Genomic DNA, 16,067 nt, shown 5'->3' on the forward strand with positions numbered 1-16,067 from the left:
TCAGCGGGCCTCGGTTTCCTGCAGCACCGTCATGGCTTCGCGGGGCCAGTGTGCCAGCACCTGTTGACCAGGCTGCCAGGCCTGTGCTGGTGCTTGCCAGCGGTCGTTGGCCTGGCTTACCGCCAACAGTTGGCCGTTGTCCAGCTGCAGCTCATAGCGGGTGGCGCTGCCCTGGTACTGCACATCGCGTAGTACGCCGCTCACTTGCACCTCATGGCTGGTTACCACCGGGTCGCCCAGGCGGATGTGCTCGGGTCGGATGGAGAAGGGCGCCGAGCTGCCATTGAGTGCCACGGCCAGTTCGCCACGCACCACGTTGGAGGTGCCAACGAACTCGGCGACGAAGGTGGTGGCAGGCTTCATGTACAGGTTGCGCGGTGTGTCGACCTGCTCGATGCGGCCGCGGTTGAACACCGCAACCCGGTCGGACATCGACAGTGCCTCGGTCTGGTCGTGGGTGACGAAGATGAAGGTGATACCCAACTGGCGTTGCAGTTTTTTCATTTCGCCTTGCATCTGTTCGCGTAGCTTCAGGTCCAGTGCGCCCAGCGGCTCGTCTAGCAGCAGTACCCGGGGCCGGTTGACCAGCGCCCGGGCCAGAGCCACGCGCTGGCGCTGGCCACCGGACAGCCGCGCCGGCTTGCGCGCGCCGTAGCCGGCCAGAGCCACCATGGCCAGTGCTTCTTCGGCACGGCTGTGGCGCTCGGCCTTGGCCACGCCTTTTACTTTCAGGCCATAGGCGATGTTGTCCAGCACGTTCATGTGCGGGAACAGGGCGTAGTCCTGGAACACGGTGTTGACGTCACGCTGGTAGGGCGGCACACCAGCGGCCTCGACACCGTGGATACGGATCGAGCCGCTGGAGGGTTGTTCAAAGCCGGCGATCAGGCGCAGGCAGGTGGTCTTGCCCGAGCCGGAAGGGCCGAGCATGGAGAAGAACTCGCCATCGATGATGTCGATGCTGACCTGGTCGACAGCCTTGACCTCGCCGAAGGTGCGGGAAACCTGGGTGAACTGGACGGCTAGGGGCATGCGTGGGCTCCGGACATCAATGTTCTCCTGTGCGGCCCCTTCGCGGGCGTGCCCGCGAAGGGGCCGTTACAGGCATTCAGGCAACCTCAGCGACCACCCATGATCGCAATGTAATCCTGCGTCCAGCGGCTATAAGGCACGAACTTGCCTCCCTGGGCCTGCGGGGTTTTCCAGAAGGCGATCTTGTCGAAGTTGTCGAACCCGTTGGTCTTGCACCCCTCGGCGCCCAGCAGCTCGCTACCGGTACATGCTGCCGGCACCGCCGGCAACGAGCCGAACCAGGCCGCCACGTCACCCTGCACCTTCGGCTGCAGCGACCAGTCCATCCATTTGTAGGCGCAGTTGGGGTGCTTGGCCTCGCTGTGCAGCATGGTGGTGTCGGCCCAGCCGGTCGCACCTTCCTTGGGAATGGTCGAGGCCACTGGCTGGTTCTCGGCCTTCAGGCCATTGACCATGTAGCCCCAGGAACTGGAGGCGACCACGCCTTCGTTCTTCACATCGCTCATCTGTACCGTGGCGTCATGCCAGTAACGGTGGATCAGCGGTTGCTGCTGGCGCAGCAGCTCCAGCACGGCCTTGTACTGTGCCTCGTTCAGCTCGTACGGGTCCTTGATGCCCAGCTCCGGCTTGGCCGATTTCAGGTACAGCGCTGCGTCGGCGATGTAGATCGGCCCGTCGTAGGCCTGCACGCGGCCTTTGTTCGGCTTGCCGTCGGGCAGGTTCTGCGGCTCGAACACCACGCCCCAGCTGGTGGGGGGCTGCTTGAAGGTATTGGTGTTGTACAGCAGCACGTTCGGCCCCCACTGGTACGGGGTGCCATAAATCTGCTTGTCGACCACGTACCAGCCACCGTTCTGCAAGCGCGGGTCGAGGTTTTTCCAGTTGGGGATCAGTGCGGTATTGATCGGTTGCACGCGCTTGCCCACGATCAGCCGCAGCGAAGCATCGCCCGAGGCAGTGACCAGGTCGTAACCGCCCTTGGTCATCAGGCTGACCATTTCATCCGAGGTGGCGGCCGTTTTCACGCTGACCTTGCAGCCGGTTTCCTTCTCGAAACCGGTCACCCAGTCGTAGGCTTTGTCGCTTTCACCGCGCTCGATGTAGCCCGGCCAGGCGACGATATCCAGGCGCCCCTCGCCAGGCCCCAGGGCCTTGGGCGGTTCGGCAGCCTGCAGGCTGGCGCTGGCCAGCACGGCGCCCGTCATGGCGCTGAGCAATGCGGTCTTGTGCACTGACATGGTGTTCCCTCTTCTTGGAGATCTTGGTCGGGGCAGTCATCAAGCAAGCCGTGAAGCAATTGTTATAAGCGTAGTGCGGTTGCGCGAGGTATTGGCGATATCGAGTCTAGTTGGCTTTTTGCCAGCCAATGCAACATCCCGAAGCAAATCCACGATGGCGTGTACTGCGCCAAGCCTTACTCTGGCGATTGAATTTTCTTACGTGGAGACACGCGAATGAACACCCGGGGCTTGCTTGATCAACTCCTCAAATCCGGCCAGCAACTGCTCGAAAAGCAAGGGGGCGCCAGCAAGGCTGGGGGCGCTGCCGGTGGGCTTGGCGGGCTGTTGTCCGGAGCCGGTGGCGGCCTGTTGGGTGGCGGGGCACTGGGCCTGTTGCTGGGTAGCAAGAAGGCCCGCAAGTACGGCGGCAAGGCCCTGACCTACGGTGGCCTGGCCGCGCTGGGGGTGCTGGCCTATAAAGCCTACGGCAACTGGCAGGCCAACCAGCGGGTGGCCGTAGCCGAACCGCAAACCGTCGACCGCCTGCCGCCCGCCCAGGCCGAGCAGCACAGCCAGGCCGTGCTGCGGGCGCTGGTGGCGGCGGCCAAGTCCGATGGCCACATCGATGAGCGCGAGCGGGCGCTGATCGAAGGTGAGTTCACCCGCCTGGACAGCGACCGCGAACTGCAGCACTGGCTGCATGCCGAACTGAACAAGCCGCTGGACCCGGCCGAGGTCGCCCGCGCTGCGCAAACACCAGAGATGGCGGCCGAGATGTACCTGGCCAGCGTGTTGATGGTCGACCAGGAAAACTTCATGGAGCGTGCCTACCTGGATGAACTCGCCCGCCAACTGCGGCTGGACCCGGCGCTGCGCCAGGAGCTGGAGAGCCAGGCCCGTCTCGCCACCGGCCAATAGTCGGCGCAGAACGTGTGTAGGAGCGGCCTTGTGTCGGGATCGTGCCGCTCCTACAAAAACTTCGACTGCTGTGCGTTTGGCCTCACTTAACCCGCAAATCTGTAAGGCCTCTGGGCTATACTTCGGGGATTTTTCCCGCTCGTTGTGAATTCCTGAGGGCTGAATGTGAAGAACTGGACCTTGCGCCAACGGATCCTGGCAAGTTTCGCCGTGATCATCGCCATCATGTTGTTGATGATCGTGGCCGCCTACTCGCGGTTGGTTGCCATCGAAACCGCCGAAGAGGCGGTGGGGACCGACAGCATTCCCGGGGTCTACTACAGCTCGATGATCCGCAGTGCCTGGGTCGACAGCTATGTCACCAGCCAGCAACTAGTGGGCCTGTCCAACCACCGCGAAATCACTTCGGCTGACATGGAGCTGTTCAAGAGCTTTGAAGACAGGCTCAAGCAACACATGGCCAGCTACCAGGCCACCATTCAGGAGAAAGACGACCAGACCCGCTTCGACGCCTTCGTTCAGCTCGAAGAAAACTACATGAAGCTGATAGGCCAGGTACTGGATGCTTATCGCCAGCACAACTACGACGAAGCCCAGCGGCTGATTACCGATGTACTCACCCCTGCCTGGGTAGACGGGCGCAAGCACCTGAATGAAGTGATCGAGAACAACCGGGCTTCTGCCGACGCGGCCACCAGCGAAATCGTCAGTGCCGTGAGCACGGCCAAAGGCAGCATGGTGGTTTCGCTGTTGCTGGCGATCGTCGCCGCCGGCATTTGCGGCCTGTTGCTGATGCGTGCCATCACCGCCCCGATGCAGCGCATTGTTCACGCCCTCGACAAGCTGCGCTCCGGCGACCTGAGCATGCGCCTGAGCCTGGACCGCAAAGACGAGTTTGGCGCCATCGAAAGCGGTTTCAACGAAATGGCCGAGGCACTGGCCAACCTGGTGGCCCAGGCCCAGCGCTCGTCGGTGCAGGTAACCACTTCGGTCACTGAAATCGCCGCTACATCCAAACAACAGCAAGCCACCGCTACCGAGACGGCCGCCACCACCACGGAAATTGGCGCTACCTCGCGGGAGATTGCCGCCACCTCGCGTGACCTGGTGCGCACCATGACCGAAGTCACCTCGGCCGCCGACCAGGCCTCCAGCCTTGCAGGCTCCGGCCAGCAGGGCCTGGCGCGCATGGAGGAGACCATGCACCAAGTGATGGGCGCTGCCGACCTGGTCAATGCCAAACTCGGCATCCTCAATGAAAAGGCCAGCAACATCACCCAGATGGTGGTGACCATCGTCAAGGTCGCCGACCAGACCAACCTGCTGTCGCTCAACGCTGCCATCGAGGCGGAAAAAGCCGGCGAGTATGGCCGTGGTTTTGCCGTGGTGGCCACTGAAGTGCGCCGCCTGGCCGACCAGACCGCCGTGGCCACCTACGACATCGAGCAGATGGTGCGCGAGATCCAGTCGGCGGTATCGGCCGGGGTCATGGGCATGGACAAGTTCTCCGAAGAGGTGCGCCGCGGCATGTTCGAGGTGCAACAGGTGGGCGAGCAGCTCAGCCAGATCATTCACCAGGTGCAGGCTTTGGCGCCGCGTGTGCTGATGGTCAACGAAGGCATGCAGGCCCAGGCCACCGGTGCCGAGCAGATCAACCAGGCGCTGGCCCAGCTCAGCGATGCCAGCACCCAGACTGTTGAGTCGCTGCGCCAGGCCAGTTTTGCCATCGATGAGCTGAGCCAGGTGGCCGCTGGCCTGCGTGGCGGCGTGTCGCGCTTCAAAGTCTGACCGCGATGAACGACTTGCACCCGCACGCCGCACGGGCGGACAACGCCAAAGGGGCGCTGTACCTGCAGTTTTGTATCGGGGAACAGCGTTTTGCCCTGAGCGTGCACGAGGTCATCGAGGTGTTGCCGCGCCAGCCGCTCAAACCGATAGCCCAGGCACCGGGCTGGGTCGCGGGGATCCTTTCCCATCGTGGGCAACTGGTACCGGTGATCGACCTTGCTGCGCTGAGTTTTGGCCAGCCTGCGGCACACCGTACCAGTACCCGTCTGGTGTTGGTGCATTATCGGGGTGGCCTGCAACTGGGACTGATTCTGGAGCAGGCCACCGAGACGTTGCGCTGCCGCCCCGACGAGTTCCAGCCCTATGGTGTGGACAGCGGCGAAGCCCCGTACCTGGGGCCGGTACGCCAGGATGACCAAGGCCTGCTGCAACGCATCGAAGTCAACGATCTGTTGCCTGATGCCGTGCACCAACTGCTGTACACGGTCGAGCCGACAGGGATGCCGACATGAACGAACGTTTCTTCCGCTTCTTGCGCGAGCGCATTGGCCTGGACGTCGAATCGGTGGGTGCGCCCATGGTCGAGCGCGCGCTGCGCCAGCGTTGCGTGGCCATGAACGCCATCGACCTGGATGATTACTGGCTGCGCCTGCAGCAGTCGGCCGATGAGCAACAGGCGTTGATCGAAGCGGTGATCGTCCCGGAAACCTGGTTCTTCCGCTACCCGGAATCCTTCACAGCCCTGGCTAGCCTGGCACACAAACGCCTGGCCGAATTGGCCGGAGCACGGCCACTGCGCCTGCTCAGCCTGCCATGCTCGACAGGCGAGGAGCCCTATTCGCTGGCCATGGCCCTGCTCGACGCCGGCATCGCGCCGGGGGCGTTCCTGATCGACGGCATGGACATCAGCCCCAATTCGGTGGCCAAGGCCGGGAAGGCCGTATACGGGCGCAACGCCTTCCGGGGCAGCGACCTAGGCTTTCGCGAGCGCTACTTCGATGCCCTCGACGAAGGCCATCGCCTGCATGAGCGGGTGCAGCGGCAAGTGAGCCTGCAAGTGGGCAATGTGCTTGACCCGGCGTTGGCCACCCGCGATGGCCTGTACGACTTCGTGTTCTGCCGCAACCTGTTGATCTACTTTGACGTGGCGACCCAGCAGCGTGTGTTCGAAGTGCTCAAGCGTCTGCTGCATCCGCAGGGTGTATTGTTCATCGGCCCGGCCGAAGGCAGCTTGCTGGCGCGGATGGGAATGCGCCCGCTGGGCATTGCCCAATCGTTCGCCTACGTGCGCCAAGAAGGCAGTAGCGCCCCACAGGCCTTGGCCCCGGCACAACCTGCACGGCGTACCGTGCTACCGCACGCCCCGGTGGGTTATCCACCCCCCGCCGCGCCATTGCCGCGTCCGTTACGGGCAGTACCGGTAGTCGCTAGACCCGCGCCGGCCCGCGAACCCAAACGCGAGGACGCAAACGAACTGCTGGCCAGTATCGCCCGGCTTGCCAATGCTGGCGCCAGCGAACAGGCGCGTGCCGAATGCCAGCGCTACCTGGGCCAGTACGCGCCGTCGGCACAGGTTTACTACTGGCTGGGGTTGCTCAGTGATACCGACGGCGATGCGCAACAGGCACTGACCCACTACCGCAAGGCGCTGTACCTTGAGCCGCAACACCCTGAGGCGCTGGTGCACCTGGCGGCCTTGCTGGCGGCCCAGGGCGACCAGGCCGGTGCCCGACGCCTGCAGGAGCGTGCAGCGCGGGTTGGCCGGGAGCCTGAACGATGAAGGGTGACACTGCGATGCAGCTACTCGCCGAAGACGACGCGCACATCGACGATTGCTGGAACCGTATTGGTGTGCACGGCGACAAGCAATGCCCGCTGTTGGCGCGTCATGTGCACTGCCGCAATTGCGACGTGTATGCGGCTGCGGCCACACGCCTGCTTGACCGCTACGCGCTGATGCAGGACCACCAGGCCGCGGCGGCGCAGCCGGTTGAAGAAAACACCGGCCGTTCCATGCTGTTGTTCCGCCTGGGCGAAGAGTGGTTGGCACTGGCCACCGCCAGCCTGGCCGAAATCGCCCCGTTGCAGGCTGTGCATTCGCTGCCGCACCAGCGCTCGCGGGTGTTGCAGGGGGTTGCCAATGTTCGCGGTGCCCTGGTGCCGTGTCTGTCACTGGCCGATTTGCTGGGCGTACAAGCCGGCACCGACGAACAACGTAGCGGCAGGGCGATGCCACGCATGCTGATTCTGGCTGCCGAAGGTGGCCCTGTGGTAATGGCCGTAGAGGAAATCGACGGTATTCACCGGCTCGACCCGCTGCTGCTGGGCAGTGGCCAGGACGCCACGCGCTTCACTGCCGCAGTGCTGCAGTGGCGTGGGCGCAGCGTGCGAGTGCTGGACGATCAACATTTACTGTCTGCCGTGCAGCGGAGCCTGTCATGACCCCAGAGCAAATGCGCGATGCATCGTTGCTCGAACTGTTCAGCCTGGAGGCCGAGGCGCAAACCCAGGTGCTCAGCGCCGGCCTGATGGCGTTGGAGCGCAACCCCACCCAGGCCGACCAGCTTGAGGCCTGCATGCGCGCCGCCCATTCGTTGAAGGGGGCCGCGCGTATCGTCGGGGTGGATGCCGGCGTGAGTGTCGCCCACGTTATGGAAGATTGCCTGGTAGCCGCCCAGGAGGGCCGCTTGCGGTTGAGCGCCGAGCATATCGACGCGCTGTTGCAGGGGACCGACTTGCTAATGCGCATCGCCACACCAGGCGATGCCGTGGCGCAGGCGACCTTGCCGGTATTTCTTGCACAAATGGCCAGCTTGCTCGACCCAGGCGCTGCGACCGTGCCTGCGGTGCCGCTGGCCGCCCCGCTGCAAGCGGAACCGCATGTGGCGACCTTGCCGTCTGAACCGCTGGTAGTGCCAGTCGACCCGGCTGAACCCGAGCCGGAGCCCGAGCCTGTCCTGCGGCGCAAGCCCGGCAAGCGCGTTGGCGAAGGGGCCGAGCGGGTACTGCGTGTCACCGCCGACCGTCTTAACAGCCTGCTCGACTTGTCCAGCAAGTCGCTCGTGGAAACCCAGCGGCTCAAGCCATACCTGGCCACCTTGCAGCGCCTCAAACGCATGCACGGTCAGGGCATGCAGGCGCTCGACGGCCTGCGCATGCAACTGGAGGACAGTGGCCAAAGCAGCGAGGTGCTCGAAGCCCTGGCGCAAACCCAGCGGCTGCTGGCGGAAACCCAGCAGATCCTGCAGCAGCAGGCGGCCGACCTGGACGAGTTCGGCTGGCAGGCCAGCCAGCGTGCGCAGTTGCTCTACGACACCGCCCTGGCCTGCCGGATGCGCCCGTTCGCCGACGTGTTGACCGGGCAAAGCCGTATGGTGCGTGACCTTGGGCGCTCGCTGGGAAAACCGGTGCGACTGGTGGTGGACGGCGAGAAGACCCAGGTCGACCGCGATGTGCTGGAAAAGCTCGAAGCGCCCCTGACCCACCTGTTACGCAATGCCGTCGACCACGGTATCGAACTGCCAGAAAGGCGGCTGCTGGCGGGCAAGCCAGACGAGGGCGTGATCCGCCTGCGCGCTTCGCACCAGGCAGGCATGCTCAGCCTGGAGTTGATCGACGATGGTGCCGGCATCGACCTGGAGCGCCTGCGCAGCAGCATCGTCGAGCGCGCCCTGTCACCTGCCGACACGGTGGCGCGGATGAGCGATGCGGAGCTGCTGACGTTCCTGTTCCTGCCCGGTTTCAGCTTGCGTGACAAGGTCACCGAAGTGTCCGGGCGCGGTGTGGGGCTGGATGCGGTGCAGCACATGGTTCGCGAACTGCGCGGCTCGATCGAGCTGACGCAGGTGGCGGGGCAGGGCTGTCGCTTCCACTTGCAGGTGCCGCTGACCCTGTCGGTGGTGCGTAGCCTGGTGGTCGAGGTGGGCGGTGAAGCCTACGCCTTCCCGCTGGCCCATATCGAACGCACGCTGGAAGTGACCGCTGAACAGATCGTTCAGATCGAAGGCCGTCAGCACTTCTGGCACGAAGGCCGGCACATTGGCCTGGTGGCGGCCAGCCAGTTGCTCAACCGCCCAGCCGGGCAAAGTGACGAAGCCAGCCTGCGGGTGGTGGTAATCCGTGAGCGCGAGCAACTGTACGGCGTGGCCGTGGAGCGGCTGGTGGGCGAGCGTGTGTTGGTGGTAATGCCTCTCGACCCACGGTTGGGCAAGGTGCAGGACATTTCCTCCGGCGCCTTGCTGGATGATGGCTCGGTGGTACTGATCGTCGATGTCGAAGACTTGCTGCGCTCGGTGGAAAAACTGCTCAGCACCGGCAGCCTGGAGCGCATCGAGCGCGGCAGCAGTGGCGTTCGCGGGGTGACCCGCAAGCGGGTGCTGGTAGTCGATGACTCGCTGACCGTGCGCGAACTGCAGCGCAAGCTGCTGGGCAACCGTGGCTACGACGTGGCGGTGGCAGTAGATGGCATGGACGGCTGGAACGCCCTGCGCGGCGAGGACTTCGACTTGCTGATCACCGACATCGACATGCCGCGCATGGACGGTATCGAACTGGTGACCCTGGTGCGCCGTGATCAGCGCCTGCAATCGCTACCCGTGATGGTGGTGTCCTACAAAGACCGTGAGGAGGACCGACGGCGTGGCCTGGATGCCGGCGCCGACTACTATTTGGCAAAGGCCAGTTTCCACGACGATGCGTTGCTGGATGCTGTGGTGGAGCTGATCGGAGGTGCTCAGGGATGAAGATCGCCATCGTCAATGACATGCCCATGGCCGTCGAGGCGCTGCGTCGTGCGGTCGCCTTCGAGCCCGCGCACCAGGTGGTGTGGGTAGCCAGCAATGGCGCCGAAGCGGTGCAACGCTGCGCCGAGCAACTGCCGGACCTGATCCTCATGGACCTGATCATGCCGGTGATGGACGGCGTGGAGGCCACTCGGCGGATCATGGCCGAAACCCCGTGCGCCATCGTCATCGTTACGGTCGACCGCAAGCAGAACGTGCATAGGGTGTTCGAGGCCATGGGCCATGGCGCCCTCGACGTGGTCGATACGCCGGCGCTGGGGGCGGGTGATGCCCGTGAAGCGGCCGCACCCCTGCTGCGCAAAATTCTCAATATCGGCTGGCTGGTCGGCCAGCAGCGCGCCCCGGCAGCAAGGCCGGTGGCTACACCGCTGCGCGAGGCTTCCCAACGTCGCGGGCTGGTGGCGATCGGCTCGTCGGCGGGCGGCCCAGCAGCGCTTGAAGTATTGCTCAAGGGCTTGCCGGCTGCGTTTCCGGCGGCCATCGTGCTGGTCCAGCATGTGGACCAGGTGTTTGCCGCCGGCATGGCCGAATGGCTCAGCAGCGCAGCAGGCCTGCCGGTGCGCCTGGCCCGTGAAGGCGAACCGCCGCAGCCCGGGCAGGTGTTGCTGGCCGGTACCAACCACCACATTCGGCTGCTACAGAACGGCCAACTGGCCTACACTGCCGAACCTGTCAATGAAATCTACCGGCCCTCGATCGATGTGTTCTTCGAGAGCGTGGCACGTTACTGGAATGGCGATGCGGTGGGTGTGCTGCTTACCGGCATGGGGCGTGACGGCGCCCAAGGCCTGAAACTGATGCGTCAGCAGGGTTTTCTGACCATTGCCCAGGACCAGGCCAGCAGTGCGGTGTACGGCATGCCCAAGGCCGCTGCGGCCATCGATGCCGCCGTGGAAATTCGCCCGCTGGAACGCATCGCCGGGCGCTTGATGGAATTTTTCGCAAAATGACGAAATGTATTGAATCACGCCGCCAGACCGGTCGTGATCGGGTGAACAGGTATGATTGATTTACCGATCGAAGGTTTCGCGACCCCCAACGAAAACTCGGCGATGGTGCTGCTGGTCGATGACCAGGCCATGATCGGCGAAGCGGTGCGGCGTGGCCTGGCCAATGAAGACAACATCGACTTCCACTTCTGCGCCGACCCGCACCAGGCGGTGGCCCAGGCCATGCGCATCAAGCCCACGGTTATCCTCCAGGACCTGATCATGCCTGGCCTGGACGGCTTGACCCTGGTGCGCGAGTACCGTAACAACCCGGCGACCCAGGACATCCCGATCATCGTTCTGTCGACCAAGGAAGACCCGCTGGTCAAGAGCGCGGCCTTTGCCGCCGGTGCCAACGATTACCTGGTCAAGCTGCCCGACACCATCGAGCTGGTGGCGCGTATCCGCTACCACTCGCGCTCGTACCTCACCCTGCTACAACGCGACGAGGCCTACCGTGCCCTGCGCGTCAGCCAGCAGCAGTTGCTCGATTCCAACCTGATGCTGCAGCGTCTGATGAACTCCGATGGCCTGACCGGGCTGTCCAACCGCCGCCACTTCGACGAGTACCTGGAGCTGGAATGGCGTCGGGCGATGCGTGAACAACAGCAGTTGTCGTTGCTGATGATCGACGTCGACTACTTCAAGGCCTATAACGACAGCTTTGGTCACCTGGCCGGCGACGAGGCGTTGCGCCAGGTCGCCGAAGCCATTCGGGCTTCGTGTTCGCGGCCCACCGACCTGCCGGCACGTTACGGCGGCGAGGAGTTTGCCCTGGTGCTGCCCAACACCTCGCCTGGTGGGGCACGCCTGGTGGCCGAGAAGCTGCGCCAGACCGTATTGGGGCTGGGCATCCCGCATACCGCGCCAGTGGCCGACTCGTACCTGACCGTGAGCATTGGATTGGCCACCCAGACCCCGGCCGTCGGCAGCCATTGCCGGCAGTTGATCTCGGCGGCGGACAAAGGCCTGTACCTGGCCAAGAATGGCGGCCGTAACCAGGTCGGCATCGCCTGACTTAGGCTTTTTGTTGGTTTTTTCGCGGCTGTTGACTGCCCGGCGGGTCTGCCGCCGTGCGGCGGACTCGGTTATACTCGCGGGCTTTTCACCGTATTCGCACGAGTAGCCAGCCCATGGAAATCCAACCGATCCTGAACACCATCAAGGACCTCACCGAGCGTTCCCAGTCAATTCGGGGGTATCTTTGACTACGATCACAAGCATGACCGCCTGATCGAAGTCAACCGCGAGCTGGAAGACCCCAACGTCTGGAACAAGCCCGAGTACGCCCAGGCCCTGGGCCGTGAGCGTGCCATGCTGGCCCAGGTCGTCGAGACCCTGGACAAGCTGTCCAACGGCCTGGGCGACTGCCAGGACCTGCTCGACATGGCCGTCGAGGAAAATGACGAAGGCGCCGTCAGCGATGTCGTGACCGAGCTGGAGGGCCTGGAAGAAAACCTGGCCCAGCTTGAGTTCCGTCGCATGTTCAGCGGCGAGATGGACATGAACAACGCCTACCTGGACATCCAGGCCGGCTCCGGTGGTACCGAAGCGCAGGACTGGGCCAACATCCTGCTGCGCATGTACCTGCGCTGGGCCGACAAGCGTGGTTTCGATGCCACCATCATCGAGCTGTCCGAAGGCGAAGTCGCCGGTATCAAAGGCGCGACCGTACACATCAAGGGTGAATACGCCTTCGGCTGGCTGCGGACTGAAATCGGCGTGCACCGTCTGGTGCGCAAGAGCCCGTTCGACTCCGGTGCTCGTCGTCACACCTCATTCTCGGCAGTGTTCGTGTCGCCCGAAATCGACGACAAGGTCGAAATCGAGATCAACCCGTCCGACCTGCGTATCGACACCTACCGCTCCTCCGGTGCCGGTGGTCAGCACGTGAACACCACCGACTCGGCCGTCCGTATCACCCACGTGCCGACCAACACCGTGGTGGCCTGCCAGAACGAACGTTCCCAGCACGCCAACAAGGACACCGCCATGAAAATGCTGCGGGCCAAGTTGTACGAGCTGGAAATGCAGAAGCGCAACGCCGCCTCGCAGGCGCTGGAAGACAGCAAGTCGGACATCGGCTGGGGCCACCAGATCCGCTCGTACGTGCTGGATGACTCGCGCATCAAGGACTTGCGTACCGGCGTCGAGCGCAGCGATTGCCAGAAGGTGCTGGACGGCGACCTCGACCAGTACCTGGAAGCGAGCCTCAAGCAAGGGCTGTAAGCCGCACACCACTGCCGCGATACCTGGCTACCCGCCGGTATCGCGTGCCCTGCCCGAAAAGGGCAACGAATACCTGATGGAAAGAATGACGACATGAGCGACCTCAAGACCGAATCGCAAGACCTGCAACAGGAAGAAAACGCCCTGATCGCCCTGCGCAAGGAAAAACTTGCCGCCGAGCGTGCCAAGGGCAACGCCTTCCCCAACGACTTCCGTCGCGACAGCTACTGCAACGACCTGCAGAAGCAGTACGCGGACAAGACCAAGGAAGAGCTGGAAGCAGCCGCGATCCCGGTCAAGGTAGCCGGCCGTATCATGCTCAACCGTGGCTCGTTCATGGTGATCCAGGACATGACCGGTCGTATCCAGGTCTACGTCAACCGCAAAACCCTGCCAGAAGAAACCCTGGCCGCCGTCAAAACCTGGGACCTGGGCGACATCATCAGCGCCGAAGGCACCCTGGCCCGCTCCGGCAAGGGCGACCTGTACGTCGAAATGACCAACGTGCGCCTGCTGACCAAGTCGCTGCGCCCACTGCCCGACAAGCACCACGGCCTCACCGACACCGAACAGCGCTACCGCCAGCGTTACGTCGACCTGATGGTCAACGAAGAAACCCGCCACACCTTCCGTGTGCGTTCGCAGGTGATCTCGCACATCCGCAAGTTCCTCATCGAGCGTGACTTCCTCGAAGTGGAAACCCCGATGCTGCAGACCATCCCGGGTGGTGCCGCGGCCAAGCCGTTCGAAACCCACCACAACGCCCTGGACATGGCCATGTTCCTGCGTATCGCGCCGGAGCTGTACCTCAAGCGCCTGGTCGTGGGTGGCTTCGAGAAGGTGTTCGAGATCAACCGCAACTTCCGTAACGAAGGCGTTTCGACCCGTCACAACCCAGAATTCACCATGCTTGAGTTCTACCAGGCCTACGCCGACTACCGCGACAACATGGACCTCACCGAGGAACTGTTCCGCGAACTGGCGCTGCTGGTACTAGGCAGCACCGACGTGCCGTACGGCGACAAGGTGTTCCACTTCGGCGAACCGTTCGCCCGCCTGTCGGTGTTCGACTCGATCCTCAAGTACAACCCGGAGCTGACCGCTGCCGACCTGCAGGACGTCGACCGCGCCCGCGACATCGCCAGGAAGGCCGGTGCCAAGGTGCTGGGCCACGAAGGCCTGGGCAAGCTGCAGGTGATGATTTTCGAAGAGCTGGTCGAGCACAAGCTGGAGCAGCCGCACTTCATTACCGAGTACCCGTTCGAAGTGTCGCCGCTGGCCCGCCGTAACGACGACAACCCGGCAGTTACCGACCGCTTCGAGCTGTTCATCGGTGGCCGCGAAATCGCCAACGCCTACTCCGAGCTCAACGATGCCGAAGACCAGGCCGAGCGCTTCCTGGCCCAGGTGGCCGAGAAGGACGCCGGTGACGACGAAGCCATGCACTACGACGCCGACTTCGTGCGCGCCCTGGAGTACGGCATGCCGCCAACCGCCGGTGAAGGCATCGGCATTGACCGTCTGGTGATGCTGCTGACCAACTCGCCGTCGATCCGCGACGTGATCCTGTTCCCGCACATGCGTCCGCAGGCCTGAGTGTTGTGAACGAGCCGCCTTTCGAGGCGGCTTTTTCTTGCCTGAAGCTTTATGTTGTCTGTACTGGCCTCTTCGCGGCTAAAGCCGCTCCTACAACGGTTGCGCAAGGCGTGAATGCTGTGCGGTCCTTGTAGGAGCGGCTTTAGCCGCGAAGAGGCCGGCACTGACGAAACACTGCCCATGAGGTATCCCCGTGACACCCGCCATGCCTGACCAGGGCGCCGCCGGCATCGCCACCGCCGTCGCCGAAAGCGTGCAATACCAAGGCCGCAAGACTGCCCGCCAAGGCAGCGAACAGCGCCGCCAGCTGATCCTTGACGCCGCCATGCGCATCGTCGTGCGCGATGGCGTGCGCGGGGTGCGCCACCGTGCCGTGGCCGCCGAGGCCGCTGTGCCGCTGTCGGCCACCACCTACTACTTCAAGGACATCGAGGACCTGCTCACCGACACCTTCGCCCAGTACGTCGAGCGCAGCGCGGCCTACATGGCCAAGCTGTGGGCCAATACCGAGGTCGTGTTGCGCCAGTTGCTGGCCCAGGGTGACGGCACCCCGCAGGCACGGGCGCGGCTGGCTGACGATGTAGCCCGCATGACGGCCGACTATGTACAGCGGCAACTGTTGACCCGGCGCGACTTCCTGATGGCCGAACAGGCCTTCCGTCAGGAGGCATTGCTGTGCCCACGGCTGGCCGAGCTGGTACGTGCCCATGAGCAGATCCTGTTGCACGGTACTCGGCAATTGCTGCAGGTGGTGGGTTCGCGGCAACCGGAACAGGACGCCCAAATGTTGACGGCGATTATCGAGCAGATGGAATATCAGGGCCTGCTCAAGGATGCGAATGCGCAAGCCGATGGGCAGATGCTCGCTATGCTTACCCGATACCTGCAGCTGGTGCTGGCGTCGGCCTGAGCCGAGACCGACTTTTCAAGGAGAACCTGATGAAAGCCTGGCGTGTGGTGCTGTTGACTTTGTCATTCCTGCTGCTGGGCGGTTGTCTGGTGACCTTCCATGAGCCGTTGCCGAGTAACCAGACGGCGCCCAAGGCCCTGTTGGGCAAGTGGAGCAGCAAGGACGCCTGGGGCGAGCCGCTGAAGCTGACCATCAGCCGCAGCGGTGCAGATGCCTACAAGGCCGTTGCCACGGCCAAGGGCAAGAAGCCCGAGGAATATGTATTCACCGTTTCCCGCCACGGCAACCGCTGGTACCTGTCGGCCGGCGTGCCCAAGCGCTTGGGTGGCAACTTCCTGATTGGCGGTTTCGATATCGTCGATGGCAAGGAACTGGTGGTGTACAACCTGGACGTCGAGCAGGTGCAGCAGGCGGTGGACAAGAAGGAACTGACCGGGCGTGGCACCGAGGTGCCGGAAGACAACGGCGACGGCGTGCTGATCGACAGCCCGGCTGCGCGGGTGCTGGCGTACCTGGACGACCCGGCCAACTCCGACCTGTTCGTTGAAGTGGCGCGGTTCCAGCGTACTGGCAAATGACCGCG

Annotated in this window: 14 protein-coding genes; 12 read left to right on the top strand and 2 right to left on the bottom strand. The window is 63.7% G+C overall.

Features of this window, described 5'->3' with window-relative positions:
* Together ACF8R4_RS14800 and ydcS are read right to left on the bottom strand one after the other, a co-directional pair.
* Positions 1-1,032: an ABC transporter ATP-binding protein gene (locus tag ACF8R4_RS14800; RefSeq protein WP_392492803.1), complete on the bottom strand. Its 1,032-nt coding sequence runs from the start codon at positions 1,030-1,032 to the stop codon at positions 1-3.
* 86 nt (positions 1,033-1,118) lie between these two features.
* Positions 1,119-2,270 (bottom strand): putative ABC transporter substrate-binding protein YdcS, encoded by a 1,152-nt coding sequence (gene ydcS, locus ACF8R4_RS14805; protein WP_104834081.1) that lies wholly within the window; start codon positions 2,268-2,270, stop codon positions 1,119-1,121.
* A gap of 216 nt (positions 2,271-2,486) precedes the next feature.
* Here ydcS and ACF8R4_RS14810 point away from each other — a divergent pair, with 216 nt between their 5' ends.
* The 12 genes from ACF8R4_RS14810 (at position 2,487) to ACF8R4_RS14865 (ending at position 16,062) form a co-directional block, all read left to right on the top strand.
* Positions 2,487-3,170 (top strand): tellurite resistance TerB family protein, encoded by a 684-nt coding sequence (locus tag ACF8R4_RS14810; RefSeq protein WP_392492805.1) that lies wholly within the window; start codon positions 2,487-2,489, stop codon positions 3,168-3,170.
* A gap of 165 nt (positions 3,171-3,335) precedes the next feature.
* A complete protein-coding gene (locus ACF8R4_RS14815; protein WP_104834082.1) occupies positions 3,336-4,958 on the top strand; it encodes a methyl-accepting chemotaxis protein in 1,623 nt (540 codons plus the stop codon).
* A 5-nt stretch (positions 4,959-4,963) separates the two neighbouring features.
* Positions 4,964-5,470 (top strand): chemotaxis protein CheW, encoded by a 507-nt coding sequence (locus ACF8R4_RS14820; protein ID WP_104834083.1) that lies wholly within the window; start codon positions 4,964-4,966, stop codon positions 5,468-5,470.
* Positions 5,467-6,738, top strand: a complete 1,272-nt coding sequence (locus tag ACF8R4_RS14825; protein ID WP_104834084.1) for a protein-glutamate O-methyltransferase CheR — start codon at positions 5,467-5,469, stop codon at positions 6,736-6,738. The genes ACF8R4_RS14820 and ACF8R4_RS14825 overlap by 4 nt, the downstream gene beginning before the upstream one ends.
* On the top strand, positions 6,735-7,400 hold the full coding sequence (locus ACF8R4_RS14830) for a chemotaxis protein CheW (protein ID WP_060497373.1): 666 nt from the start codon (positions 6,735-6,737) through the stop codon (positions 7,398-7,400). Before ACF8R4_RS14825 ends, ACF8R4_RS14830 begins: the two co-directional genes overlap by 4 nt.
* On the top strand, positions 7,397-9,700 hold the full coding sequence (locus ACF8R4_RS14835; protein WP_392492807.1) for a hybrid sensor histidine kinase/response regulator: 2,304 nt from the start codon (positions 7,397-7,399) through the stop codon (positions 9,698-9,700). Before ACF8R4_RS14830 ends, ACF8R4_RS14835 begins: the two co-directional genes overlap by 4 nt.
* Complete coding sequence (wspF, locus tag ACF8R4_RS14840; RefSeq protein WP_016712976.1) at positions 9,697-10,710, top strand: Wsp signal transduction system protein-glutamate methylesterase WspF; 1,014 nt, start codon at positions 9,697-9,699, stop codon at positions 10,708-10,710. Before ACF8R4_RS14835 ends, wspF begins: the two co-directional genes overlap by 4 nt.
* Positions 10,711-10,761: 51 nt before the next feature.
* The gene (gene wspR / locus ACF8R4_RS14845) at positions 10,762-11,766 is read left to right on the top strand and encodes a Wsp signal transduction system regulator diguanylate cyclase WspR (protein WP_060497371.1); all 1,005 of its coding nucleotides are present in this window, start codon (positions 10,762-10,764) and stop codon (positions 11,764-11,766) included.
* A gap of 116 nt (positions 11,767-11,882) precedes the next feature.
* Positions 11,883-12,978, top strand: a protein-coding gene (gene prfB, locus ACF8R4_RS14850) for a peptide chain release factor 2 (protein ID WP_097083287.1) whose coding sequence is annotated in 2 segments (ribosomal slippage) — positions 11,883-11,954 and positions 11,956-12,978 — 1,095 coding nt in all. Because the reading frame shifts where the segments join, the coding sequence is not laid out codon by codon here.
* A gap of 93 nt (positions 12,979-13,071) precedes the next feature.
* Positions 13,072-14,574 carry a lysine--tRNA ligase gene (lysS, locus tag ACF8R4_RS14855; protein ID WP_019097638.1) on the top strand — a complete coding sequence of 501 codons (1,503 nt, stop codon included), beginning with the start codon at positions 13,072-13,074 and terminating at the stop codon, positions 14,572-14,574.
* A 205-nt stretch (positions 14,575-14,779) separates the two neighbouring features.
* Positions 14,780-15,484 (top strand): TetR/AcrR family transcriptional regulator, encoded by a 705-nt coding sequence (locus ACF8R4_RS14860; protein WP_156867980.1) that lies wholly within the window; start codon positions 14,780-14,782, stop codon positions 15,482-15,484.
* A 29-nt stretch (positions 15,485-15,513) separates the two neighbouring features.
* Entirely contained in the window at positions 15,514-16,062 is a 549-nt protein-coding gene (locus ACF8R4_RS14865) for a hypothetical protein (protein ID WP_060497369.1), read from the top strand.
* The last annotated feature ends 5 nt before the right edge of the window (positions 16,063-16,067 follow it).

Source organism: Pseudomonas sp. FYR_2, from assembly GCF_043106425.1.
In the GTDB taxonomy this organism is placed as follows: Bacteria; Pseudomonadota; Gammaproteobacteria; order Pseudomonadales; family Pseudomonadaceae; genus Aquipseudomonas; species Aquipseudomonas monteilii.